Below are 25,789 nucleotides of genomic sequence, written 5' to 3' on the forward strand. Positions count from 1 at the left end.
CACAATTAGTGTTAGATAACTAATTATGACACATAAGTTTTGTTAGTGCTATATCACTAACAAAACTTAGTTTTTTCTGTATGCTTTAATTAGTGATAATTCACTAGGAGGTGTATTCATGGATACGAGACAAGCAGTAGTGAATAGAATTGTTGAACTTTGCAAAGAACGGAATATAAGGCCCAATGCTTTGAGCTATCGTGCCGCCGTACCACAATCGACTATAAAAAGCATCCTAAATGATGAGAGCCTGAACCCTGGTATTGTAACCATTAAAAAGTTGTGTGATGGTTTAGAAATCTCACTGTCGGACTTTTTTAATACGGATGCCTTTAGCAATTTAGAACAAGAACTCACATGAATCTACGATATTGCGCTGCTTCTCCCCGAAAACTTTATCTGCCCCATTCTCTTCTGCATAGCTTTGATTAAAAAAACATTCACCATCTTTTTATACGCTGCATGCACATCCGGATCAATCGAAGCGAACTTGGTCATCTCATAAGCCAGTTCCTTGAACGCTTTGTCCAGGTTCTCATATAAAAAAGCGATTTTATTGCCGGCCACCTTGTTATACGCGACAGTAAGAGTATTATTCATCCTTTGGATGCTCTTGTAACCTGTCGTTTCTTTGAGTTTGTCATTCTCCAATTGCTTTTTCTCGACATCCTGCTCAAGTGCCTGATTGGACCTCTGCAGATCACTCGCCTTCGTCTTCAGGTTGTCGCGCTCCTTAGCCAGCTGAGTGGTTTTGCCCTTTTCACCGTCCAGAGCCTTCTGGAGATCGACTTTTTCCTGCAGGGCCCGGTCCCGATCCTGAAAGGCCTGTTCCCGGTCCTGAAGAGCTTGGTCCCGCTCCTTCACCGCCTTCTACAGTTCCCGAACGGACATGTTTTCGATATCCATCTCCGCGATGAACTGCTCCCGTTCTTCTTCCGGGACCGCGAGAAGGATGAGCGCCTGAGAATAGTTCATGTTCGCAGTCGCTGCGTTTGCGCGCCGGCGTTGAGGGCAGCAGGCTGTTTGTCCCCGTACGCATCGTGTGGATTATCACCTCTATCCGTGACCATGAAAGTTTTTTACCTCATAATTCTGGAGGAGTTTGAACTTGGTTATAATTGACGCTTACGTACAAGCTAAACAATAAGTACATTAGTTGATGTCAGGCACCCAATTTCTAATGGTATCACCTTGGATTGCTGGTTCAAATAAAAAGCTTAATTGTTGCAATAGCAGTGATCATTATTACAATAATTCGAAAAAGTTTATCGTCGAGCTTCTTTATAATTGCCACTCCCACCAAAGCACCTATCGTGATGGCGGGTATCATACCAAATGCCAGCAACATGCTTTTGATTGAAATATTATGCCATACGAAGATTTGAAGAGGAACCTTAGCTGAATTTATAATTAAAAAAAACCAAGCAGTGGTACCCAGGAAATCATCTTTCTTAAAATCCGACGCCAGCAGATAAAGGGTAAAAATAGGACCAGCCACGTTACCGATCATCGTAGCAAAACCGACCAGAATTCCGATGAAAGCATAGAACCATAACTTCTTCGGAACATTCAAGCGGTCCCCCTTTATTTCCGTATAAACCAAAATAATTAAACATATTAAAACCATTATGGCTATGAGAATTTTAAATTGAGAATCGTTAATATATTTACCGACGGTTAAGCCCAGTGTAAGTCCAACTACCGTCCAGGGCAAAAGCTTTTTTATATTGCCCCACTCAGTATGCCGATGGTAATACCACACCGCAAACAAATCGCCCACTATCAGCATAGGCAAAATAATTCCCGTTGATTCCTTTCCTCCAAATACATCGGCCAGTATGGGTATGACAAGTATTAACAAACCACTTATCCCCGTTTTTGAGAACCCTATCATCAAAGCCCCAACGAAGAACCAAGACCACTGGAAAATAGTCAAATTGAATGTGTGTAAAAATTCCAAAGCATAACTCCCCACTCCCCTAGGACTAATTGAATTAAGTTAAATAATTAACGACAAACAAGTTAATCAATGATTTGAAAGAAATCAAGACGAAGACTCGCTCGCCTATTATTTAGCTAGTCTTCATCTTGATATTCTATTCCACTACCCTAATCGCTTCCTTATAACAATACTTAACACAAGTTGGATCCCCATTGCAGCCATCACAAATGAGCGGGACCTTTTCCACTGGATCAATAAAGTTGGCATGAAAAGGACATGCTTCAACACAAGCATAACACCCAACACAAATATCATAATCGATGATAATAACTCCAAGTTCATGATTTTGCATACATGCTCCATACGTGCAGGCTTTTACACAAAGAGGATTTTTACAATTCCGACAGACATTGATTATGCTGCTACCATTCAATGAATCATTCTCAACTCGAATTCTTGACCGAGCAGGATTGAATTCGCCGGTATGAGCTGCAGAACAAACGATTTCACAACTTTTGCACCCGGTACAACTCGAAGCATCAAAGGCTATTTTCATGTCCTATCACCTCTAACCTTTGAATATAATGCTACATCCATCCCGAGCCGTTCCAGCGTGTTCTGATCGACATTTCCATCCTCATCCCAACCCCGTAAAGCATAATATTCCGATAGACTCAGTTTAAACTCATCTTTATTGAAGATTTGATCCTTGGCAGGTCCATTCTTTAATTTCTCGTTCAAAATTCTGGGTGGAAGACTATCATCAGCCCTTGTAAACCCTTCTCTCGTGTTGAATAAACGTCCGATGTTCCAAATTCGCTCCCCACAATTCATTAGTTCTTTCCCGGTCATTGGTAGATTTGTTACTCTGGTAAACAACTTCGCAAGCACTTCTAGGGTAGGGCGCCACATATCACAAATCACCAAGGAATCCTTAGCACTATTAAAGTCTTGTATACGTTTGACCACTGCAGCTTTCCCTACAAACGTGAAAGAATCCATCTGTCCAAACGTATCTTCTTCGGCCGCAAAGGCTCTTTGGTGACAAGCCCCACGATCAGAGGTGGCATAGGCTAAAGCTAAACCATTACTTCTTCTAGGATCATACCCAGGAAATTCCAGGCCCTTCACTTCGAGGGAAATGCTTTCCGTTCCCGTCTTAGTAGCGAGTTTTTTAAGACCTAAAGCCAGCTCTGCCCCAATTTCTTCCCTATAGGCTATCTTCTTCACATACTCTAACATTTTTTCTTCTTCGCCAAAGCGGATTCCAAAATCATGAAGTCCTTTCTCCGTAGCCTCCATGGCATACGCAAGAACAGCACCGGTGGACATAGTGTCCAACCCCAAATCGTCACAAATCTTATTATAACGAATGAGCCCATCAATACTAGCAATATCTGTGTTGGATCCCGCTAAAGCAATCGTTTCATACTCTGGTCCCTCGACCATCGTTCCATCATCCGCTTGGGTAAGACGGCCGCACCCCAAAGGGCATGTAGTACAAGCCCTGGTTTTCTTCTGCTTCTTTTTTACGGCGTCGCTATTGATATGTGCCGCCTTATCATATTGTCCTTCTTGGAAGTTCCTAGTGGGCAGAAAACCTACTTCTTGCGATAAGTCAACAATCATCGGAGTTCCATCCGTATCCACCCAAAGGTTGGGTTCTGTTAGAACGTCATTATCGCGGATATCCCGGATATATTCTAAGAATTCCGGCATATTGTCGACCTTATTTCCAGTAGTTCCTTTAATGGCAATGGCTTTGAGATTTTTACTCCCCATGACGGCTCCAGCTCCGCCGCGACCTGCCTGATGGTATGCATCCACAGTAATACAGGCATAGGGGACAAGGTTTTCGCCCCCAGGTCCTATCGTCAGTGTTTTAGCATTAGCAGTCCAAGTTTTCTTACGAATAATATTTTCCGTTTCATGAATTCCTTTGCCCCATAATTGAGACGCGTTTTCAAACGTTACGCGTTTATCCGTAACATATAAAAAGACAGGGTTAGAAGCTTTACCCATGACGATGATACCGTCATACCCTGCATATTTTAACTCTGCCGCGACTCCTCCCCCAACTAAGCTAACCAAAATGGTCCCCGTAGCTGGAGATTTCGTCATAACCGCCATTCTAGACGAGGTTGGGATAATGGTTCCAGCAAAGGGTCCAGCCATAAATATTATTTCATTATCCGGTCCGAGAGGATCCGTATGGGGGGCCAGATCCTCAAGAAGATACCTATACCCCATCCCTTTTCCGCCAAGGTATTTGATATACCATTCTTCAGGAGGTATTTCCACCGTCACTTTGCGCAGTGTTAAATCTACTCGTAAAACCTTACCTGTAAAGCCGTTCATACGTTACCCTCCCGAACTTATGATTTAAGGACAAACTAAATAAAAACTACTAAAGGGTCGATCTGATACATTATATGATCGATGCAAAATCCCTTTAGGGATTTTTATCAATTCCCCAGTTTGAACTTCGATTTCTTCGTTATCAATGACAAAAATTCCCTTGCCCTCAAACAAATAACAATATTCATCACCGTCATTATGTGTATGCATAGGTAAGGATTGACCCGGGTCGCAACGAAAGATACCAGATTCAATCGCCTGATTTTCTTTTTCAACAAAGATTTTGGACATACCCCACTCCTCCGGTGCATCACTAAGTTCTATTTTATACATATAAACGACTCCTTTCAAATCGGAGACATGGGGTTGACTTGTAAGCCCATGTTTCTCCGTTACTCACCTTTAATCGCAGTATGATAGTTATAATTTACAGGGATTTATTACTTCCAGCGATTGGTGTTTGATTTGCTTGTTTTAGTGGCGTTTCTTTAATAATAAGTGAAAGAACGATTCCCACAATAGACGCGATCATAAACAATTTAAACACTCCACTAAAGTTGGATACCCCTGGCGCTCCTGTTATGACTAAAAACCCTGCAACCGTCGGAGCAATAAATGATCCGAATTGTCCAATCATTTGGGTCACACCAGTCACTGTTCCAACAAGTTCCTTCGGGTATCTCATTTGAATGAAGACATAAATTGGGCCATCATAGAACACAATAAAGAATCCTTGAATTGCCAAAACGATGATCAGTAAAGGGATATTACCTTTTGGAACGAGGGGTACAAAGTAAAGTATGGCAGCAAGTCCTGTGAATGCAGCAATAAGCAACGGTTTAGCCTTCGACTTGGTGACTTTATCCAGCATCCAACCGCTGGTCATTTGGCCGATGAATCCAACTGCAAAAGGCAACGAAGCTAACAGGCCCATGGTTTTGATATTAAATCCATGCTGTTCAACCAAGAAGGAAGATAACCAAGTTGCTGCTCCCCAGTAAACAAAGGTTTTAATGAAAACGATTGCCGTAATAATCCACAGTTGAGGATCACCAGCCACATCGCGATACCGTGCTTTCGGCTTATCTACTTTAGAGTCCGTTGTGGAGGTTCCTTTGATATAATCCAGTTCTTCTTTTGAAATACGGCCCATAGCATGAGCCTCTTCAGGAGTATTTATCATAACTAACCAAAGTGCGATAATCCCGAAGAATCCTGGAATAGATAAAGTAGCAAAGACCCCTCTCCATCCCCAACTTGCCGCAATCCACGTGATTATAATCGCACCGACGGCAGGCGCAACCGTCCAACTTGTCGTAAAGAACGATGTCGCTCTTCCTTTTTCCTTAGCCGGAAACCAGTCAGAGATTGTTCTTATACTTGGAACAAAGTGAAAACCTTCACCAAAACCCAATCCCAACCGCACTGCCATGAACGAAAATAGAGAGTTGATTCTTCCAGTCAAAAACGTGAAGATGGTAAACACTGTAATAGCAAAGTACATGACTTTCTTGGGTCCAAATTTATCAGCTAACATTCCTGCTGGAAGTTGGGCTAAGGCGTATGCAAAGAAAAACAAGGATGCCGCGAAACCTACAGTTGCTGGAGATAAACCTAAATCTTTGCGAATATAGGGCAAAAGGTTTAGAACTGCCATTTTATCAAAGTAATTTATGACATAAAGCAGCCAGATGACAACCAAAATAGCAATCCGATAACGCCCACGTTTATTAACAGTCGAGTTTACGGACATACCTTTTCCTCCTTATTATATTTATTTGTTTAAACGTCGCTCTCCCCTTCAACGATATAGTCAATATACTCTTCCTCGTTAGAGAGATACATATTTCCCCCAAGATGTTGTAACGTCTTTATCTTAGTAGGATCAAAGTAATAGGACGGCGGTCCACCTTGCTTCACTTTATGCAGTGTTTCTTTGGCTACTTCAGCATGGATTACTTCTCCAAAAAAGGTCGTATGATCCCCACTAACCACTTGATCTACTACTTTACACTCTAAATGGGCATAACATTCATTAATGACGTGGGCATTCACTTCTTTAGCGGGGGAAATGGTTAATCCTGTAGCTTCAAACTTATCGTACTTCTTACCCGACTTTCTACCCATCCAATTTATTTCTTCACCTAACTCGATCCCTGGGAAATTTATTACGAATTCCCCAGCATTGGCAATGAGGTCATGGGAATATCGTTTTGGGGAAATGGCGATTGCGACAATTAATGGATTGTGGGATACTGGCGAACACCAAGCTAAAGTAATAGCATTTGGTTTTCCTTCTCCGTCAACACATGTGGCGACTACCACTGGGCGAGGAAGCAATATAACATCTAAACCATCTTTAACTTCAACTTTTTCATAAACCTTTTTCATCATCTAGCACCTCTTTATAGAATTTATATGTCAGTTGATATTTCACTTGATTTAATTTGTCTTCGCTTTTCCGGATAGAAGAGTTGGATCATGTTTACCTTCTTGGAATTCCATAGTAAATTGGGAAATCTTCTCGACGAGAACTTCAAAATAGGCTTGCCCTTTTTCTGCAGTTGCTAGAGCAGGGTTTCCGTAAACCCCACTATAGACTTTACTTTCAGGCCACTTATTTACAATAATTGCTCCTTGATCAAAAGCTATTACGCGCCTCGGTTCATAACTCTCAACTTGCTCTGAGAGCCGCTCCATCTTCACCAAATCTGGATGTAGCGCGAGCATCATGGATGTCTCCATTTCATTGGCATGGGTTCCATCTCTAAAGTTCTCACCAATTTTGTCACACTCTTCTTTAGCCATGAAGATATAGGTAGCTGCGACAATAGAAATATCTTGATCTCCAAATTCGTTTACAAGGTCATAGGCAGCCGTTTGCATAATAATTAAATTTGGATTATGTCCATTGAGTAAAAAAATCTTTTTGAAGCCCGCCCGAATCAAGCTAGAGCAGATGTCATGAAGGGCACTCTTGAAAGTAGAGGAAGAAAAGCTTATTGTACCAGGATACGTTTCCCACAATTCCGAATACCCAAAATTCAAAGGCGGGGTCACAATAGCTCCGGTTTGCTCCCCAACTGCGACGGCAATTTCATTTGCCAAGCAAATATCTACCCATAATGGCAAGAGGGGGCCATGTTGCTCAGTTGCCCCGAGTGGAACGATTACGACCGGATTTTTTTTCGCTTGCTCTTTGGCATCAGTCCAGGTTAGGTTTTGCAGTAACATAAATATTCCTCCTATTAAATGATCTTAAATTATACAGGCGAGTAACCACTATTTTTCAAGCCGCATAAGTCATGCCTAAAACTGAAATCTCCTTCTATGCAACACACTCTCTCCCTATCCCTCCTTCGATCTACTTTCGATAATTCTCGAAATACAATTTTTTTCTGAATTATCTGTTCTAAAATTTGATATTCGCTATAAATTTGAATACTCCTGCAAATAATTTAACTATTACTTAATTTTTTTAAGTATATTTTATATTAAACTGTTAAATTAAGTAATATCCCAATTAATATAATTTAAAAACACCACCTTGTAATATTACAAAGTGGTGTGTTGTCCATTGGGTAAGAATTTAGAAGGATGGAGGTGTTACGACCCAAACAGCAATTAATTCATTATGACCACAATTGGTCCAACGGTGAGGATGTGAGCTATCAAAAGTAATAGAGTCTCCTTCTTCCAAAATATATCGAACATCTTTCACCCATATCTCCATTGTGCCCTTAAGAATGACCCCCCATTCTTGCCCTTCGTGAATAAACGGTTCATCACCAGTTGAGCTTCCCGGAGGCGCAGTAATATTCAAAAACTCAATTTTCCCTTGCAAATCAGGGGAAAGTAATTGATAAATAATATTTGATCCCGGATAAAGGAGGCCTTTTCGTTCTCTTTTTCTTACAATTCCTGTAATATCAGGACTTGTAGTCACCGGATTGCTGGATTCAAAAAAATACGCTGTAGGTAAACCGAAAGAGTCGGCAATTTTTTGCATAGCAACTACAGAGGGATTCACAATTCCTCTTTCAATTTGGCTTATATAACTTTGGGAATATCCTGTTTGCTTAGCGATTTCAATTAGTTTAATACCTGCTGAAATTCTTTTTTTACGTATTTTTTCTCCTATTTGCATTTTGTTTAACCCCTTTGGTTTTTGTACTAACGTCCAAAGCACATTCTAAACTATATATATTTTATTTACAACCCATTCTATGAAACGACTAGCACTATAGTCCTAGAAGAAATCCCTCATCGCCCGTCTTCCACTTTGCTTGATGATCTGTGGTATTTTATCTCGTACAAGTTTATTGTAGACTTTTAAACTTATTGTTTTCAATCATCCTACCAATAAACCTTGCCATCTTTTTTAAAGACTTTTCCCTCTTCCGGGTTCTCTAAAAGTTGCTTATAACGTTCCTCGTGTTCTTTTTCTATTCTTGCCACATTTCCAAATAACTTGGCAATACGCTCTAACCCTTCCTCCCGGGCTTCGGCGGCCATTCTCGGATAGATATCAGTCCATTCGCCGTTTTCCCTGCTACCGCCGCTTTCATGTTTTCAATAGTATTAGAAATACCGCCAAGTTCTCTGAACCAGAGTTTAGCATGTTCCTTCTCATTTTCAGCCGTTTCCAAGAATATAGAACTAATTTGCTCATACCCTTCTTTTTTGGCTATGGATTATCCCAGGACCATGCTTAAGTACCATATCCCTCGTCGCTAGTTGATCAATTAATTTCTCCCAAAACGATTCGTCTTCACCGTTAATCTCCCTTAGACTCTATTGTCTTGATGAAATGGACAACATTAGACTATTACTTTCGTTTTAGCCGAAACAACCCTTATCTCTTCTATCAACATCGACCATATCAAACCTTCACCGTCTTCTTCATCACAAACCCCGGCAACGACTCCTTCATCTTCCAAACAATACTGATCGGTGCCGAGCCATAATGACTTTGAAAGTCAGCAAATCCCAGACAAGTAAAAGGCGAGGCAAACGTTCCCTCCTTCTTATACTCCCTGACAAAAAACAATACATTCCCGCCACTGGTTACTTGGTTAATATACCTCTGCCCGGTCAGCGATTCCTCGGTCGTTCGACTCTGGGACTGCCAATGAAATAGCTCCTCATTGATGGAATAATCCTGATACATCGTTGACGGAGAATAGTCTTTTTCTGACTTGTTCAAGGTCACGAAGAACACGTCCAAATTCTTTTCAGCTAGGTAGAGAACTCCTTCCCGAAAAGAGCTCTTCTTTTGTTCCGTATGTTTTCCCAGAGCCACCAGAATCTGATCAAACGTATAAGAACAATATAAATCCAGCGGATAGTCATTTTCGAATTTGTCTAAAGGCTTATCCACAAAATCGATCTTCATATACTGATAGTCCAGTAAGTCCATCAGTTCCTGATAAAGTCGTGGATCGTCAATGGCCCAATATAGCGCCTCTTCTATAGAAGCAAACCTATTTCCTAGATCACTTAGCCCCTTACCCCACAGGGTATAGTGAACCATCATAAGCATAGTCCGTTCTACCGTGCTCAAAGATTGTAGCAATGAAACTTCACCTATCAAGATCCGCGGTAGGATCGTCTGCATAAAACGAATCAAACGTCTGGAATTAGCTAAAGACAATCTGCCTAGCGCAGAGGCTAGCAAACGTTCCCTTTCTGTGTCCATCTTATATCCCTTAAGTAAACCAGCCTGAGCCCCTAATCCCACCACAGTAACTTTCTTGCTATACACATCTTGAGGGGTCACATGGTAACCCTCATAAAACTCCCTAACATTAAGTTCTTGTTTGATTTCCATGAAATCATGGAGCTTGCTGAGCAAGTTTTTCTTATTATTAACCGCATTTCGTATGTTCTCTAAAATGTAGTCTTGAGCTTGTTTTTCTAACTTCTCGCTCAGCTTTCAATTTGTCCAAAATTTCTTGCTGATAATAGTAAGGTTTTCATTAATGATACCGTTAATGATTTGCTCATATAGGCCATAGATAATTTTAGACATGCTACACCTCTAACTTATGACTGCCTTTAGCCTAGCTTCCACTAATAGAATATCTGTAGGGGTTAACTCTTAATTGCCTTTCAATTATGGGATCACGATTACATCTACGCAGATCTATTGACCTGGTAATATCATATGTTTCTGGCACTATTTCTAATGGTGATAAATACCCGTACTTAGCAGAAAGGATTAGCCAATTTATCAAAAGGGTTGATAATAGTCGTATTGCTAGACCTTACCCTGGCGTGGTCCACCTCCGAAGGCACGTACGAGCTGGCAGATCTAACGGGAATGCCATGTTCGACGCACCCTTCTTACCTACTTTTTTGGTGATCATTGCAATACAGTTTTCCTTGAAATCGACGTTGGTTTGATAAGCAATACTCTTTTACCTTTTCGGAAAGTGGTTTACTGCAAAATGAATAGACATCTTGCTCATATGATGTTTTGTCCTGATAGTACAGTTTATTCTTAGTTGCAGCAACCTCGGACTTGGAACTAATGGAAGCTGAGCTATCTTTTATTCCTTTCCATCTTTAGAAGTCGTTTCTTTATGTTTAACTTTTCGGGTGTAGTCTTTAGTTGATTTATGGGGACGTGTACCAGTATTGAAGAGAGACCTCGCTCTTCCCGTAAGCACTAGATTAGATTTCTTTTTCATAAAATTTCCCCTGCCCTTCGATATCAGCAAGTATACTTCTAAATCGTTCATAGTTTTCCTAGTGAAAACGCTGGATACCGGGTGGATAAAGATGGCGAGCAGTTACTTTAGCTAGCAAAGTAATGAAATCACTAAGATTTTTTATTAGGCTTTATTAATAGTCCGAGAAATATTAAAGTAGTCCCCGGAATCATATTTCTCGGCATATTAGTCTGTAAGAACGGATAATAATTTGAGATTATAATAAGTAATACCATATAACTCAAACCTATTAACTGAAGAGGAAATCCAATTCTCCTAAAAGACATATATCTGGCTCCTTTATATATTTAAACCGCATCAAGCCGGACTTCAACTTTTTCAATCTATGCAGGGAAAGCTATGTATACTAGCATAGGAAGAATCTCTCTTTTAATGGTAAAAAATCGTAAAATTCCACACTTATAATGCCTGCTTAAGGTTCTTACAGATACTATATTTCAAATTGACGGCGAAACATGGCGAAATAGTAAATAAGAAAAAACTACCCTAGATTTATTCTAATAAACCAGTTATTTAGATTAGATACATAAATCGAAAAATAGTTTTGAGTATCTTTATAGCCTAGTTGATCGACATTTCTACCGTACTTTGCCAACATCTCTTTAATGTACTCAAAAGATTTAAGATCATCATCCGTGGTAATAATTTCCTTGCTTTTAATCTTGTCATCGATTTTATTTTCAACGATAATATTGGACTCAGTGTTAACTTCCTGTCGGTATAGACCATCACTTACCCTATCCAACACGGCATTGGATATAGATTGTTTAACAATAGGTCTGAATTTGACACGCCAATCCGCCAACATCGTGGACATCAAATAAACGCCATAGTTTTCTCGGTTTCATTGGTATTACATTTCTTTATTAATAAGAACTTATTACTCCGTGTCTGACAAATAACTATCAATAAAATCTTGAGGAAGTTTCTTAATTAACAACACGGGTACAGTAGCCTTGTTAAGCAAGTTATGTGCGAAACTACCGAAAATTAACCCATTTAATGAAGAAAGCCCTCGCGTACCGTTGATTAATAAACTAAATGAATTTTTTGTTGCATAATCAAGAATCGCATCTGAGACGTCGGAAATGTTGTTAGTAACATATAAAACATGGTGATTAACTTTATGATCTCGTTTAAAAAAAATTTCGTTGGTTTTGGCAAGTATTTCATGATAATGCCGTTTGGTTTCCCCATCAGATACATTCATTACGTGTTTCATCCATTCAGAGGTAGGGCTAACTGGCCAGGTATCTATCCAACCTTGCGCTGTCCCTTTAGACCCTTCATCACTTTCTTGTACTTGGACAACAGTCAAATGCATGTTAGGTATGTTCCTGAATAGATTGGCTGTGTAAACAGCTGCAGAAAAAGCCTGATGTGACCCATCGGAATAGAGAAGTACATTGAATTGTTCTTCGACATCGACAGTAGTGCAGTAACGATCAACGAACTCTTGAGGAAGCTTTTTAACTAATAATACTGGTACAGAAGACTTATTAATCATGATATGCGTTAAACTACCGTGAATCAAACCTTTTAAACTAGTTAAACCCCGTGTGCCCATAATTAATAACTCGAAGGCATTTTTTGTGGAATAATTAAGAATTGCCTTAGCGGTATCAGAAATACTTGAATCAGAATAGATTACCCGCTGGTTGACGTCGTATCCTCTCTTAGAAAATATTTCGTTGGTTTTGGCAAGTATTTCAGAGTACTGAATTATTTTGTCCGAATCTACTTCACCCATCAAGTGTTTCACCCAGTCCAATTTGGGATCAATTGGTCTAGGTTCTATCGAATCTGAATCTCTCCCCTTAAAACTTACAACTTTATCTTGAACAAACAAGACGGTTAAATGCATATTAGGGATACTCTTCAAGAGGTCAGCTGCATAAACGGCAGCAAATAATGAATGCGGTGAACCATCGGAGTAGAGAAGTACTTTAAACTTAGAATCATTCATGTCAAATACCTCTTTCATCAATACATTTGACGCTGATAGCCTAATTCTTTAATCTGTTTTAAATCTGACGCTTCCAAAAGTGATCGGTCTTCAAAAGAACACATCAGGCACTTTTGGATAAACATACTTTCAGATTCATCTGGATCAATCTCTCCAGAGAAAAGACCAAGAATTCCGCTCAAACCCTCAGGGCCAAGATAACCAGCAACGGCAAAATTTTCTCCAACATTTCCCATTATACAACAATAAGCAGTTTCCCCTGTTTCAGGGTCTACTACCCCAAATATGTCATCATCATACATCCAGTTTCAGCATGCTGCGCGTTTAAAATCTACAGCAGCCTGGTATAAAGAATTCCATTCTTACGAAATAATTTTTATTAAGGTTCTCTAAGAGCCTTATGATACGCCAATTCTAATTTAGTGCTTCAGCTCTGGCATAAATTCGGATCCGCCTCCACTCGGGAGGCGGATCTTTTACTCTTTGCTACTGTCGGGTTTAACTTGCTGCGCGTCTTCTTCCCCATTCAAATTGCTTTCACTGATCGGGCAGACGTAATCGTACTCCAACCAGCACCCTTTGCACAATTTCAGTCCACACGCGCCCTGTACCAGGTAGGTGTTGTCAAAATACTTGTGGCAGGTTTGCAGTAATCCAGGTATGCCATTTTCCTTTCTCTTTTTCTTAAGGCCTTGGTAACAGCCCCGCTCCTTTGACGATTTCCGGCACAATTTCTTCCCAGGCCACTGCCATGATATGAACTCCCCGTACTCCGGGAATGGTCCGCAAATGTTTGATCTGCTCGATGCAAAGTTTGACCCCCTCGGCCGGTTGGTCCTCAGCCTTGCTCATTTTTTCCACAATCCCATCGGGGACCAGCATGCCGGAAACGTTTTTCTGCATATACTTAGCGGCCTTGGCGGACTTGATGGGCATTACCCCGGCCATAATATAGGCTTGCTGGTGGAGGCCCCTCTTGCGGGCCAGATCCATGAAGGCTTCAAAGCGTTCCATGTCGAAAATGCACTGGGTTTGAATGAACTGGGCGCCTGCCCGAATTTTCTTTTCCAGCCGCAGCACCCGGAACTCGAAGGGGTCGGCGAAGGGATTGGCGACCGCCCCGATAAAAAACCGTGGCTCCCCCTGCTTGATTACTTCCCCGGATTGGAACACTTTGGCTTCCCGCATGTCTTTTACAGTTTTGATTAACTGGATGGAATCCAGATCATAGACGTTTTTCGCTTCCTGATGGTTGCCAAAGGTCTGGTGATCCCCCGAGAGGCAGAGCACGTTGCGAACCCCCAGGCTGTAGGCCCCCAGCAAATCGCTCTGCAAAGCTATGCGGTTGCGGTCGCGGGTTGTCATCTGGATAATAGGTTCGCCGCCTGCCGCCAGGACATGAACACCGGCCCCGATGCTGGAGAGCCTGACGATGGCTGTCTGGTTGTCGGTAAGGTTTACGGCGTCCACAAATGGCTTCAGGTGTTCGGTGTGCTTGCGGATGCCGTCTCCCTGGGCGTTTTTCGGGGGGCCGATCTCGCAGGTTACTGCAAATTCTCCCTGTTCAAACAGGCTCTGCAGTTTGCTCTTTTCCTCAGCCATCGATCTTCACATCCTCTCTGACCATTTTGCGGGGACCGCCGTCCCTGGACTTAGACCAGTCCTTGGCCCCAGCCACCTCCAGAAGCAGTTCCACCCTGCCCAGCTCGCTCATCCGGTTGTAAATCAACTGCCAGGCGCATTCGTTGGGCTTCACTTCGCATTTGCCATTCTGCGAACCGCCGCAGGGACCGTTTAAGAGGCTCTTGGCGCAGCGAATTACCGGGCAAACCCCGCCGGTCCGGGCCAGCACACATTCCCCGCACAACCCGCAGCGTTCCTCCCAAAGTCCATGTTCCATGGTCGCACCGGCGAACAGGGTATTCAGGGCCGGAACCACCCAAGTTTGGGGGAATTGTTCCGCTAGAAACTGTACACCCACTCCACAGGCCAGGGAAAGGATGCAGTCAATACCTTCCAGCTTTTTGGCCAGCTGCTGCACGTACTCGGGGTCGCACTGGCGGGTCAGGGTTTCCTCCACAGTTTCCAGGGGGTCGCCCATAAGCTCGCGTTTCATGCGCAGGGTGCTGGCCAGAATTCCCGTTTCCTTTTCTCCGCCGGCCAGGCAGACCGACACGCAGCCGCCGCAACCCACTACCAAAACCTTTGACATTCCCTGCAGGGACTCCAGGATTTCCTCCAACGTTTTAGCTTCCGCTACGATCATTTAGGGTCTCCCTCCTCTCCCTTTGTGGCCCGCTCGGCCCTGGCTGTGTTCAGCGGGTTGGGACCGAGCCGTAAAATTCTTTCCGTCATCTCATTGGCTATTTCGGCGAATCTGGGGCCCATGGAGCCTGACAGGTTGAACATTTCCAGCCTCTCGCCGCCGACCCCGACCTTGTCGAGGATTTTTTTGGCGGCGTTGACCCGTTTTTTGGCCCTGATGTTGCCTTTGAGGAAGTGGCAATCCCCCTCCATGCAGCCCGCCACGTACACCCCGTCCGCTCCGTCCTCAAAGGCTTGCAGCAGGAGACGGATATCCACTTTGCCGGAACAGGGCTGTTCGATCATCCGCACCGCTGGCGGGTACTGCAGGCGCAGCGACCCGGCCAGGTCGGCGGCCGAATAGGCGCAGTAGTAACAGCAGAAGGCAATGATTTTGGGATAGAAACTTTCCGTTTTTCCACTTTCGCGCTTTTCCATTACTCAGTCCTCCCAACCGCGGAGATTTTGGCCAGCATTTGTTCGTCGGTGTAGTGCTGGAGTTGAATGGCTTTAGCCGGGCACTCGCCGACGCAGGTGCCGCACCCATGGCACTGGACAGCTTCGATTTCCGCGACCATGTTGGGTCCGATCTTCGGTACGCTGTAGGGGCAAACCCGGACGCAGGTCAGACAGGCGGCACATTTTTCCGCTTCCACCTTAGCAACCACCCCACCCACCATCAAGTGGGACTTAGCCAGGATGGTCACTGCCCGGGCCACTGCCCCCTGGGCCTGATAGATAGCCTCGCTGACAAACTTGGGCGAGTGGGCGGCTCCACAGAGGAACATTCCGGAGCCCGGAAAATCCATTGGTCCCAGCTTGGCGTGGGTTTCCATGAAGAAGCTGTCTTCATTCAGCGGCACTTTGAGCAGGGTGCCCAGTTCCTTGGCGCCCTCGGCCGCTTCAAAACCCTGCGCTAAGACCAAGAGGTCCGGTTTAATCAGAAATTCTATATCTGAATCCAGGTCTTCCACCCTAATCGACAGCTCCGCGCCAATTTCCGGCGCCGGCAGCTTATCCGGGGAATAGCGGACGAAGACTATCCCCATTTCCCGGGCCAGCTTGTAGTAGCTCTCCAGGAAACCGTAGGTGCGGATTTCGCGGTGCAGCACATAGACCGTGCCCTGAGGATTTTGCTGCTTCAGCCTGATGGCGTTGGAGATGCCCTGGGTGCAGCAGCTCCTGCTGCAGTAGGTCAGTTCCTCCCCGGCGCTGGCGCAGAGGATCATGGCCGCTTCGCGCCATTTGACCCGCGGTTCGAAATAGGCTAACAGCGGATTACTTTCCTGTATCTGCTGCAGGGCGTGAAGTTTTTGTTCAAGCTCAGCCAAGGTGATGATTCTGGGGTCTTTATCCATTCCGTATACCGGGTTTGCTTCCGACAACCTGCCGCCCGTGGCCACGATAACCACCCCGTGGTGCACCTCCTGGCGCAGGTCCCCAGTCTTCATAGAGCTGACAAAGTGTCCCTGGTGACCGGTAATATCCAGGAGTTCCGTTTCAGTAAACACCTGAATCAAGGGGTTGGACCGGACTTTGTCGATCACCTCAAGCAGATATTCCTGTGCGTCCTGGCCGTCTTCCCCAAAGCACAGGCTGCGCAGGTTGCCGCCCAGGATCTGCTCCCGTTCCACCAGGTAAGACTCGAATCCCTGCTCGGCAAAGGTCAGACAGGCCGTCATTCCGGCTATCCCGCCTCCGATAACCAGAGCCCTGGGGACGACCGGCACCGGTTCCAGGTGCAGAGGCGCATGGCCCTTGACCTTGGCCACTGCCGCCCGGACCAAGTCCCTGGCTTTAACTGTAGCTAGTTTTGGTTCAGCCCTGTGCACCCATGAGCACTGGTCCCGGATATTGGCCATTTCGAACAGGAACTGGTTTAATCCGGCCTCCCTTAAGGCCTCTCGGAACAGGGGCTGATGTGTCCTGATGGTGCAGGAAGCTACCACTACCCGGTTAAGCCCTTGCTCGTTGATGACGTCTTCAATGTGTTTGACGGAGTCCTGGGAACAGGTGTAGAGGAACTCCTCGGCGTGGACCACGCCGGGCAGGGTCCTGGCATAGGCTACAGTGCCAGGCACATCTACGATGGAACCAATGTTGATGCCGCAATGGCAGATAAACACCCCCACTTTGGCTGCTTCCCCGCTGACATCGCGTTCCGGAGGATAGACCTTGGGAGTAACCAGCTGGTTACGTCCGTCAGCCAGGAGAGCACCGGCTGCAGCGGCAGCAGCGCTGGCGTTCATCACGGTCTCGGGAATATCTCTGGGACCCTGGAAAGCTCCCGCCACGAAAACGCCTGCTCTGGAGGTCTGAATCGGGTCGAGGGGTTTGGTATGGGCGAAGCCGTATTCATTCAAGTTTATCCCCGTAACACGGGCCAGTTCCCCGGCAGCCTTCGGCGGTTTAACCCCCATGGCCAGGACCACCAAATCGAACTCTTCCTCCACGATTTTGCTGTCCTGGAGGTATTTGATAATCAGGCTGCCGCTCAAGGGATCTTCCTTGACGCTGGAGATCATGGTGCGCACATAACGCACCCCGTTTTTCTTAGCTGATTTAACGTACTTGTCAAAGTTCTTGCCGTAGGACCTCATGTCCAGATAAAATATTGCCGGCTGGATTTTGGCATCGTGTTCACGGGAGATGATGGCTTCTTTGGTCGAATACATACAGCAGATAGAAGAACAGTATTCAGTTCCCTTATTACAGGTCCGCGAGCCTACGCATTGGATAAAGGCGACTTTCTGCGGCGCTTTGCGATCCGAGGGCCGCAGCACATGGCCCTGGGTAGGCCCGGTAGAACTAAGCAATCGTTCATACTCCAGGGAGGTCATGACGTTTTCATAGATGCCGTAGCCGTACTCGCCCCTCAGGTTTCCCGATTCCGCCTCGTAACCGGGAGAGAGGATTACGGCCCCCACGGCCAATTCATAAACCTGGGGTTCTGCCGCATGGTCAATTGCCTTTTTCTTGCAGGCCTTGACGCACTGCAGGCATTCGGAGCAAATCCCGCAGTTCAGGCAGCGTTTAGCCTCCTTGATGACCTGCTCCTGGGTCAGACCTTGATAGACTTCAGAGAAATCCCTGACCCGCTGAGCGGGATCCGCCTGGGCCTGGTTTTGCCGGGCGGCAACCGTTACCTTCAAACCTTCAGGTACTCCCACCGGTTCCGGTCTCTCCAGACTCCTGCCCTGCCTGAGGTCCAGACCCTGGAGGAAACGGTGGATGGATTCAGCCGCTTCATGGGCGGCGCCGACGGCAGCGACCACAGAAGCAGGCCCGCTGACGATATCCCCGCAGGCGAACACCCCTGCTTGATTGGTGGCGTATGTCAGCTTATCAACCTTAATCACGCCCCGGTTGGTTTCCACCCCTGTTCCGTCCAGGAAGGACAGGTCGCTGGCCTGGCCGATGGCAAGGATAACACAGTCGGCGCTGATCATTACCGTTTGCAGTTCATCATAGGCTGGATTGAATTGTCCATTTTCATCGAAGACCCGGGTGCAGCGTTTGAAACCTGCTCCGGTCACTCCGCCGTTTTCGCCAAGGATTTCTTTAGGTCCCCAACCGGCGTGAACGCGTACCCCTTCTTCCTCGGCCTCATCGATCTCCCATCGGTGAGCCGGCATATGTTCATAATCTTCCAGGCAGTAGAGGTGAACTTCCCCTGCCCCCAGCCGCAGAGCGGTGCGGGCCGTATCTATTGCTACATTGCCCCCGCCGATAATCACTGTATTCCTGCCTACTGCCGGAGTTTCACCCAAGGCAGCCGCCCGGAGGAACTCGACCCCCAGTTCCACTCCCTTGAGTTCGCTCCCCGGGATGGGCAGCGAACGGCCCTTTTGAAAACCTGTTGCCACAAGCACTGCGTTAAATTCTGCTTGCAAGTCCGCAAAGGATACGTCTGCCCCGACCCTGGTATTGGGCCTGAAGGTCACTCCCAGGTCTAAGATGGCCTGGGTTTCACGGCTGACAATCTCCCCGGGCAGACGGTAGCGGGGAATTCCGGCCCGGAGCATCCCGCCGGCTTCCGGGAGGGCATCAAGGACAGTCACCTGGTAACCCAGCTCAGCCAGGTCCTTAGCTGCTGCCAGGCCGCCGGGACCAGCCCCGATGACAGCTGTTGTTAAGGGATTTCCCCGTTCATCCAGCAAGAATTCTGCGGGCAGTTGGACCAACAGGTTCTGTTCCGCCGCTTCTGCCCAACCGTAGTCCGCCGCCGAGCGTTTCAACTGGGCGATGGCGATGGGCTCATCGACCTGCTTGCGGTTGCATTCTCCTTCACAGGGATGGTGGCAGATCCGTCCGCAAACCCCGGCAAAGGGCATGCGCCTCCTGATAACCTCCAAGGCCTCGCCGAACTTTCCTTGGGAAAGCAATGCTATATAACCCTGGGCGTTACACCCTGCCGGGCAGGTGCCCCGGCAGGGAGGTGTGCCGCTTTTTTCCACCAGGTACTTGTTGGGCACCGCCTGGGGAAACAGCTTATAGATGGCTTTGCGCTGCATGGAGCCCTCGTTGAAGTGATCCCCTACCTCAACCGGGCAGACCTGCTCACAATCCCCGCAGGCCGTGCACTCGGCCATATTGACGTAGCGCGGGGCCTCTGTCACCGTGGCCTTAAAGTTACCTGCGTCACCTTCGACTTTGGTCAAAGTTGAGCAGGTATGGATTTGAATATTAGGGTGGCTTAAGGTGTCGGACATTTTCGGCCCTAAGAGACACATGGCGCATTCATTGGTGGGAAAGGTCTTGTCCAACTGGGCCATTTTGCCGCCGATTGAGGATTCGTCAGTCACCAAATGCACCAAGAATCCCCCATTGGCCAGATCCAGCGCGGACTGCATGCCGGCAATTCCGCCCCCTACCACCATTACGGCGCCAACCACTTTATCTGCCACCGGATATCCCCCCTTGCACTTTGGTTAACACAGAGGTTGTATCTACCAGATGGGACTTAAACCACCGCTTGCTTGCGGAAATCCCCAAGGCCAGGCCCACCAGTTCTGTGAAATAGAAAGCAGGTAAACCCTGGGTCTGCCTGCCTTCCAAGTTAGCCTGGCACAGGGGGCAGGCCGTGACCACAGCTTCCGCCCCCGCCTTCCTGGCCTCAGAGACCAGCTTCTCCACCAGGGAAGACGCCACCGATCCCTCGGTAATCCCCACTCCGCCGCCGCAGCATTCGGTTTTATAGGACCAGCGGACCACTTCAGCACCCAATTCCCGCAGCAGAATATCCATCTTCTGAGGCTGTTCCTGGTTATCGAAGGCGGCAATTTCCGGCCGGACCAGGAAACAGCCGTAATAGGAGGCAAGTTTAATGCCCTTCAGCGAAGTACGCAGCTGTCCTTTGATCTTGTTGAGCATTTCCGGCCTGGTTAGCAAGTCTAAAGGATGGGTTACCCGGACTTTTTCCCGGTAGGGTTTGCCAAGAACCTGCTCCACTTTAGCCTGCAGCTCTCTGGCCTCTGCGGATTTTTCCTGCAGATAGCCGGTGGTGGAGCGCAAGATGCTGTAGCAAGCCGCACAGGGCACTATCAGGTCTTCTCCCACATCCTCGGCGATCATCAGGTTGCGCAGGGGCAGGGCCCGGCTGAGGGCATGCCCGGCACCGTGGGCTGAACTGGCCCCGCAGCAGTTCCAGTCCGGAATTTCCGCATAGTCCACGCCAAGGGCCTTAAGCACCGCACGGCAGGAAAGGTCGTATTCCCTGGCGCTGGTATGCAGGGAACATCCGGGATAGTAACCAAGTCGCTCACCCATTGCCCTTACCCCCTTCCTTTTTGCGGAGTGCCACTTCTATCTGGAAAATCTCGCGGATTTGCCGGCTGTTGCTGCAGCGGTTAGGGAGAAGCGCCAACTTCCCTTTAAGGAACATCCTGGCTCCCAATCCTTTATCGTCGGTCCATCTCTTGGAGCGCCATTTGTAACCGGCCACCATGCCCAGCTCAAATACTCTGCCGTGGTGCCTGACCGAAGCGAGGAAGCAGTCGTGGAAAAAGGGTAAGCTTTCAGCTGTCAAATCTCCAGCCTTCAAGGCCCGGGCCTTGATTACGTCAAGAATTGCCGATATGCTGATGCCATTAGGGCAGCGCGCCTGGCAAGTCATGCAGCCCGTACAGTACCAGATCCCCGGCGAAGCGAGCAGCTCCTCCTGTTTCCCCAGTTGGGCCAGCCTCACCACCTGATGGGGCCTGATGTCAGTGTAGGAGCTTACCGGACAGCCGCCGCTGCACTTCTTGCACTGATAACAGCGGCTGATGGGCTGACCGCTCTCCGCTTCCAGCAGCTCTAGGAAATCGTTCATATCCTTTACCCCCAAACAATTATAAATTCTTCTTGACATCTTAACAAAGCAAGGTTCGTGCCAACACTAAAAAGGGCGCAAACCTGCCATTTCAGGCATATGAAAAAGATAGTTTGGCTTGTGAAAACAGGAACCGGCCTCGTGAAACAAAAAACACCTGCAGAGCTGCAGCTGTGATTAGATTTACAACCTCAGAACTCTGGACATGACCGACGAAAAAAATATAGTTATTGCAATTACATTTTTCATCCATTCCGAGGTAGGGCTAACAGGCTAAGTATCTATCCAACGATATTTCCCTTCTGAACATCCCCAATAATATCTTTTGAATTTCGGTGGTATCTCGTTAATCAGCGAATATGGCTTTACCACGCATCAGTGATTTTTTCAAAATATGACCGACATGTCCACACACATCCTCTCCATCATAAAAATGGTGTTAACCTGAGACAATTGAAAGACCCTCAACAATGCGCCATCCTTCTAAAACAGGATCTTCAGCAGTCTCAAGCCGGCATATGATATTAGGAGGAATGGAAACTCCAGCAATAAACTGGTTTACCCAGCGGGCCATCCGGGCTGATCTGAACGGAAGAATGCCATCCAAAATCTTAACCGGTAAATCTTACACACCTCCCATAAAGTATTTAAATGAATCAGGATCAAAAACCGCTTCAGTTTGAAGAATGAAAGCATCGACATAAGGTTTCAATTCTTCTGCCTGTTTTAAGAGTTCGGTAACCTCTGTACCACGTGGCGGGAGTAATTCCGCTGTTATCAGAAAGTCCTTTTTACGCAAATCTTCTTCAAAGGGCATTGAGTATTCCCTCTTGGTTTAAAATTACTGGACGATCATAATCATTGCAAAACTGTGGTAACGATACCGGCGAATTCATTTTTGCCCATCGAAAAAATATTTCATTCCAAACACATGATGATAAGGAGTTAACTTCGCACTTTCCATTGAGAGCGCCTCCGCAAGGACCACTTACTATGCTTGATAGACGGCAGTATTAAAGGCTTTTTCGAGCATCATGAGAATACTTAAAATATACTTTTCATGCGGATCAAGGCCAAATTTTTCTATTTTATGGTAATCTTCATCGTTCAACCGAATATCTTTTTGTGGACTTATATAGCCATACAATAGATTTAACTTGGACTCAAGAGAGGATGGCACTTCGATGATCAGCCCATGAATATCTTTTTCCCGATTTAGCGACTCAATTAATGCAACGACCTTTTCCAACCCGATATTTTGGGGTAGCAAATACTCGGAGTAACGAATGGGCAATGAGTCACAGGTTTTCCGCAGGAGATCTCTGGAAATAGCAGTATTAGGTCCGTCAATCAACACTGCAGCTAAACAGACTGGCACGTTTAATCGTTCAAATAAGAATTCTAAATCATCCGTAAGAGACTCGAAGCTTCTTTTAATATACTGAGATCCTAATCCATTCATATCTATATCCAAAGTAGCCCCCCCCTTTATATATTTTAAATTAATATATTATATTTTGAATATTCTGAATAAATACCATGATATTCGCCCATGTTATCAATATTTTCGCCCGTGTCTCTTCGAAAGAACAGGCAGAGAAGGAATTATCTATCCCCGCTCAGTTGATTGCCATAAGAAAATACTGCCAAGACAAAGGTTGGAAACTTATCGAAGAATATCTCGATGAAGGTAAATCCGCGAAAACTGCAGAAAGACCTGCCTTCCAACGCATGATCGCTTTAGCTAAGAAACCGAACAAAGGATTTGATGCTATCGTAGTCCACAAATTTGACCGTTTAGTCGTAGCCGCGAAGATCACGTAATCTACAAAGCTCTACTAAAGAAGCACGGAGTTAATGTCCATTCCGCTACAGAGCAAACCGATCCAGATACACCCCATGGTTTTCTCTTAGAGGGAATGCTAGAGGTCATTTCGGAGTTCTATAATATGAACTTAGCTAATGAAACCAGAAATGGTATGGTCTAATTAATTTACTTACGCTAATAGCAAATCTAATATCGACCAAACACTGAAGTTCACCTTAGCTATGCAACGGCTACATTTCAACATTTTTCCTTCATTTCCTCCCAAGATAGCGGAAATGATCCAAGCAAAAGCAAAAAATCCTGACCGTTCAATAAAAACGATTGGGCCAATATATCCCCCCCGAACACCCTGTCACTACAAAAAGAACATGAGCTTCTCAAACCCGATCACACCAAGCGTTTAACTCAACCCCGATATAGCACTATTATCGTCTCAACGTGCGTGGAGACGATAATAGTGCTATATTGTCATATTGCAGTAAACCAGGGTGCTCTGAGACATTTAAGAGGATATTTGTAAGAGATTAAACATCTGCAACTATCTACTAAAATAAAGTATTTGAAAAAGACCTATACTGGTATTAAGCATATAATTTATATCGTTTTGCAAAATGAAATATACTTCTGAGAAATATAACATTCTTTTGATATGATTTTATCGTTTTGGTTCTCTCGCAAAGGGAATTAGAAAGGGAACCTTTGCAGGTTCCCAATTCCCTTACTATAGAGTTAGACAACGGTATTCGTCTTACATTTACTCTATTTCAGGATATTTTAAATCCTTTTCCAGCACCCAAAGGGTCAACCCACCTGGACAAGATAGGCGTGCCCAGCCATTCTTCTTCTCTTCTAATCGTCCTCTCAGTTCACTAGATGCTTGAACTGGTTTCGTCCCCGAAATCTTTTCAAACTCAAATACTTCGTAAATCATAGTACCCACCCCTACCACAACATCACTTTGTACCAGTTTCACATTATCTTTAGTCAGTGCAACTGTATCGCTTTCTTTAATCCAACCTTTCATATTTATCGGACTATCATACACTGGTACGCTGACATATAACCATAGTTCCTGGCCCTCAGCAGCTACTGCATCAAAAACCGTTACCACAGAGTTTTGTTCAATTGGCCGATAAATTATTGCATCTTTCATTGGCAAGGCAAGAATTTGAGAAGGCTTAGGAACAAACCTCTTCGAAGAGTGATACTCAACGTAATTTAAAGATAACCGTTGCTCAAATGAAGCGACTTCCGCTTGTAATCTCAACAGTTCTTTTTCTAATGAGGCAATATGGTCAGTAAGAGTATGATTCTCACTTTCGAGGTTGGCAATTTTAGCTTCATTTCCTCCTGTCACTTTGGCAACAGTCGAACAACCTCCACCTCCCAATATAACTGCTAATATTAAGCTCAATGAGACTACATTAAGAAATCGCATGAAAATACCCCCTTAGCCATATGACTTTATTGGAATTTTTCACAATTAAATTTAAAAATTAATATAGGTTCTACACTTATAGCCACTGAGGTCGGACCAATACCGATCAAACGGTTTACATTTATCTAGTCCGTCAGTTGTGGATTCATAAGTAAACATATGATTATTAGGATTACCATAATCTATGCCTTTCCACATAACGATATGATTTGTGAGGTGAACAATAATATCACAATTTTGCAACTGGCTTGGAGTTATATCACGGAACAATGAATTAGAATCCTTTCGGTCACATTCAGTGCATATATCTTTCATATTAATTTGCTACCTCCGTCGGCGAATCGCTAACTGGGTTAGGTTGGGGCGGAGAGGTGACTTGTTGAGGAGTGGCCACATTTATTGAAAGGCTTAGCTTACCTAATTCTTGTTGGATCAACATCACAATCATATCAACCGGCACATTCTTTACGTGTTCTTGATTAAGTAAAAATGCTTGATAGAACTGTTCCGATAATTTCTGACTATCAAAAGGTGTGTGCTTAGAGGAACTCTCCTTTATCTGTTTTGTATTTAGAAGCGATTTCTTCCTGTAGATGGATGTAATCTTTTAACCTTAGTTTATATAATTCTTGGAAGTATTCGTCAGAGTAACAACCTGCTTTTTCATCTTCCTCTAAACCAAAATGAGCACTTGTCTTTTGGCACAATTCATACCATTCTTTAGTAAAATAATGCATTCTAGTATTTTCATCCCCTCACTCAATTTAACGAAGACTATCAGCTCCAGTACATTAAATATTTAATTGTCTTCCAATTGTGTCCTTCATTGGGTCGCGAATAAGAATTAGGTGTAAACTGAAATTTCCGTTTTACCCATTGGCTCAATAACAGTACCCATTAATCGTC

At 45.2% G+C, this 25,789-nt stretch carries 26 protein-coding genes and 1 pseudogene; 2 read left to right on the forward strand and 25 right to left on the reverse strand.

Annotated features, from left to right (window positions below; all coding sequences use genetic code 11):
• Positions 1-118: 118 nt before the first annotated feature.
• Complete coding sequence (locus UF75_RS07130; RefSeq protein ID WP_045573914.1) at positions 119-361, forward strand: helix-turn-helix transcriptional regulator; 243 nt, start codon at positions 119-121, stop codon at positions 359-361.
• A 2-nt stretch (positions 362-363) separates the two neighbouring features.
• Here UF75_RS07130 and UF75_RS07135 read toward each other — a convergent pair whose 3' ends face one another.
• From UF75_RS07135 to UF75_RS07245, 23 genes and pseudogenes are all read right to left on the reverse strand, one after another.
• The gene (locus UF75_RS07135; protein ID WP_052693057.1) at positions 364-864 is read right to left on the reverse strand and encodes a hypothetical protein; all 501 of its coding nucleotides are present in this window, start codon (positions 862-864) and stop codon (positions 364-366) included.
• 340 nt (positions 865-1,204) lie between these two features.
• Complete coding sequence (locus UF75_RS07140) at positions 1,205-1,960, reverse strand: sulfite exporter TauE/SafE family protein (RefSeq protein WP_045573915.1); 756 nt, start codon at positions 1,958-1,960, stop codon at positions 1,205-1,207.
• 136 nt (positions 1,961-2,096) lie between these two features.
• Positions 2,097-2,498: a 4Fe-4S dicluster domain-containing protein gene (locus UF75_RS07145; RefSeq protein ID WP_045573916.1), complete on the reverse strand. Its 402-nt coding sequence runs from the start codon at positions 2,496-2,498 to the stop codon at positions 2,097-2,099.
• The gene (locus tag UF75_RS07150) at positions 2,495-4,300 is read right to left on the reverse strand and encodes an aldehyde ferredoxin oxidoreductase family protein (RefSeq protein WP_045573917.1); all 1,806 of its coding nucleotides are present in this window, start codon (positions 4,298-4,300) and stop codon (positions 2,495-2,497) included. The genes UF75_RS07145 and UF75_RS07150 overlap by 4 nt, the downstream gene beginning before the upstream one ends.
• Positions 4,301-4,324: 24 nt before the next feature.
• On the reverse strand, positions 4,325-4,633 hold the full coding sequence (locus UF75_RS07155; RefSeq protein ID WP_045573918.1) for a cupin domain-containing protein: 309 nt from the start codon (positions 4,631-4,633) through the stop codon (positions 4,325-4,327).
• A 94-nt stretch (positions 4,634-4,727) separates the two neighbouring features.
• Positions 4,728-6,053 carry an MFS transporter gene (locus tag UF75_RS07160; protein WP_045573919.1) on the reverse strand — a complete coding sequence of 442 codons (1,326 nt, stop codon included), beginning with the start codon at positions 6,051-6,053 and terminating at the stop codon, positions 4,728-4,730.
• Between the two features lie 29 nt (positions 6,054-6,082).
• Positions 6,083-6,694 carry a flavin reductase family protein gene (locus tag UF75_RS07165; RefSeq protein ID WP_045573920.1) on the reverse strand — a complete coding sequence of 204 codons (612 nt, stop codon included), beginning with the start codon at positions 6,692-6,694 and terminating at the stop codon, positions 6,083-6,085.
• A gap of 48 nt (positions 6,695-6,742) precedes the next feature.
• On the reverse strand, positions 6,743-7,534 hold the full coding sequence (locus UF75_RS07170; protein WP_045573921.1) for a creatininase family protein: 792 nt from the start codon (positions 7,532-7,534) through the stop codon (positions 6,743-6,745).
• Positions 7,535-7,889: 355 nt separating this feature from the next.
• A complete protein-coding gene (locus tag UF75_RS07175) occupies positions 7,890-8,447 on the reverse strand; it encodes a cupin domain-containing protein (protein WP_045573922.1) in 558 nt (185 codons plus the stop codon).
• A 221-nt stretch (positions 8,448-8,668) separates the two neighbouring features.
• A pseudogene (locus UF75_RS07180) lies at positions 8,669-8,994 on the reverse strand (rubrerythrin family protein); the annotation flags it as partial.
• Between the two features lie 188 nt (positions 8,995-9,182).
• Positions 9,183-10,130, reverse strand: coding sequence for a DUF3427 domain-containing protein (locus UF75_RS07185; RefSeq protein ID WP_242860154.1), 948 nt, complete (start codon positions 10,128-10,130; stop codon positions 9,183-9,185).
• 1,385 nt (positions 10,131-11,515) lie between these two features.
• Positions 11,516-11,851, reverse strand: a complete 336-nt coding sequence (locus UF75_RS07190) for a hypothetical protein (RefSeq protein ID WP_045573923.1) — start codon at positions 11,849-11,851, stop codon at positions 11,516-11,518.
• 63 nt (positions 11,852-11,914) lie between these two features.
• Positions 11,915-13,000 (reverse strand): universal stress protein, encoded by a 1,086-nt coding sequence (locus UF75_RS30975; RefSeq protein ID WP_045573924.1) that lies wholly within the window; start codon positions 12,998-13,000, stop codon positions 11,915-11,917.
• Positions 13,001-13,017: 17 nt separating this feature from the next.
• Complete coding sequence (locus UF75_RS07200; protein WP_045573925.1) at positions 13,018-13,302, reverse strand: hypothetical protein; 285 nt, start codon at positions 13,300-13,302, stop codon at positions 13,018-13,020.
• A 382-nt stretch (positions 13,303-13,684) separates the two neighbouring features.
• Complete coding sequence (locus tag UF75_RS07210) at positions 13,685-14,602, reverse strand: methylenetetrahydrofolate reductase (protein ID WP_045573927.1); 918 nt, start codon at positions 14,600-14,602, stop codon at positions 13,685-13,687.
• Positions 14,595-15,266 (reverse strand): methylenetetrahydrofolate reductase C-terminal domain-containing protein, encoded by a 672-nt coding sequence (locus UF75_RS07215; protein ID WP_045573928.1) that lies wholly within the window; start codon positions 15,264-15,266, stop codon positions 14,595-14,597. Before UF75_RS07215 ends, UF75_RS07210 begins: the two co-directional genes overlap by 8 nt.
• The gene (locus UF75_RS07220; RefSeq protein ID WP_045573929.1) at positions 15,263-15,742 is read right to left on the reverse strand and encodes a hydrogenase iron-sulfur subunit; all 480 of its coding nucleotides are present in this window, start codon (positions 15,740-15,742) and stop codon (positions 15,263-15,265) included. Before UF75_RS07220 ends, UF75_RS07215 begins: the two co-directional genes overlap by 4 nt.
• Positions 15,742-20,211 carry an FAD-dependent oxidoreductase gene (locus tag UF75_RS07225; protein ID WP_045573930.1) on the reverse strand — a complete coding sequence of 1,490 codons (4,470 nt, stop codon included), beginning with the start codon at positions 20,209-20,211 and terminating at the stop codon, positions 15,742-15,744. Before UF75_RS07225 ends, UF75_RS07220 begins: the two co-directional genes overlap by 1 nt.
• Positions 20,201-21,073 (reverse strand): CoB--CoM heterodisulfide reductase iron-sulfur subunit B family protein, encoded by an 873-nt coding sequence (locus UF75_RS07230; protein ID WP_045573931.1) that lies wholly within the window; start codon positions 21,071-21,073, stop codon positions 20,201-20,203. The genes UF75_RS07225 and UF75_RS07230 overlap by 11 nt, the downstream gene beginning before the upstream one ends.
• Entirely contained in the window at positions 21,066-21,617 is a 552-nt protein-coding gene (locus tag UF75_RS07235; protein WP_045573932.1) for a 4Fe-4S dicluster domain-containing protein, read from the reverse strand. The genes UF75_RS07230 and UF75_RS07235 overlap by 8 nt, the downstream gene beginning before the upstream one ends.
• A gap of 439 nt (positions 21,618-22,056) precedes the next feature.
• Positions 22,057-22,224, reverse strand: a complete 168-nt coding sequence (locus UF75_RS28100) for a hypothetical protein (RefSeq protein WP_156146302.1) — start codon at positions 22,222-22,224, stop codon at positions 22,057-22,059.
• Between the two features lie 18 nt (positions 22,225-22,242).
• Entirely contained in the window at positions 22,243-22,434 is a 192-nt protein-coding gene (locus UF75_RS07240) for a hypothetical protein (protein WP_045573933.1), read from the reverse strand.
• Between the two features lie 174 nt (positions 22,435-22,608).
• On the reverse strand, positions 22,609-23,091 hold the full coding sequence (locus UF75_RS07245) for a tetrahydrofolate dehydrogenase/cyclohydrolase catalytic domain-containing protein (protein WP_045573934.1): 483 nt from the start codon (positions 23,089-23,091) through the stop codon (positions 22,609-22,611).
• 65 nt (positions 23,092-23,156) lie between these two features.
• Between UF75_RS07245 and UF75_RS28975 the strand changes: the two genes are divergently transcribed.
• Entirely contained in the window at positions 23,157-23,441 is a 285-nt protein-coding gene (locus UF75_RS28975; RefSeq protein WP_052693061.1) for a recombinase family protein, read from the forward strand.
• A 758-nt stretch (positions 23,442-24,199) separates the two neighbouring features.
• On the opposite strand, the gene UF75_RS07255 is transcribed toward UF75_RS28975, so the two are convergent.
• Positions 24,200-24,883, reverse strand: coding sequence for a bZIP transcription factor (locus UF75_RS07255; protein ID WP_045573935.1), 684 nt, complete (start codon positions 24,881-24,883; stop codon positions 24,200-24,202).
• Between the two features lie 539 nt (positions 24,884-25,422).
• Positions 25,423-25,620, reverse strand: a complete 198-nt coding sequence (locus UF75_RS07265) for a hypothetical protein (protein WP_052693063.1) — start codon at positions 25,618-25,620, stop codon at positions 25,423-25,425.
• Positions 25,621-25,789 lie beyond the last annotated feature (169 nt).

The organism is Desulfosporosinus sp. I2, assembly GCF_000960765.1.
Classification (GTDB): Bacteria; Bacillota; Desulfitobacteriia; order Desulfitobacteriales; family Desulfitobacteriaceae; genus Desulfosporosinus.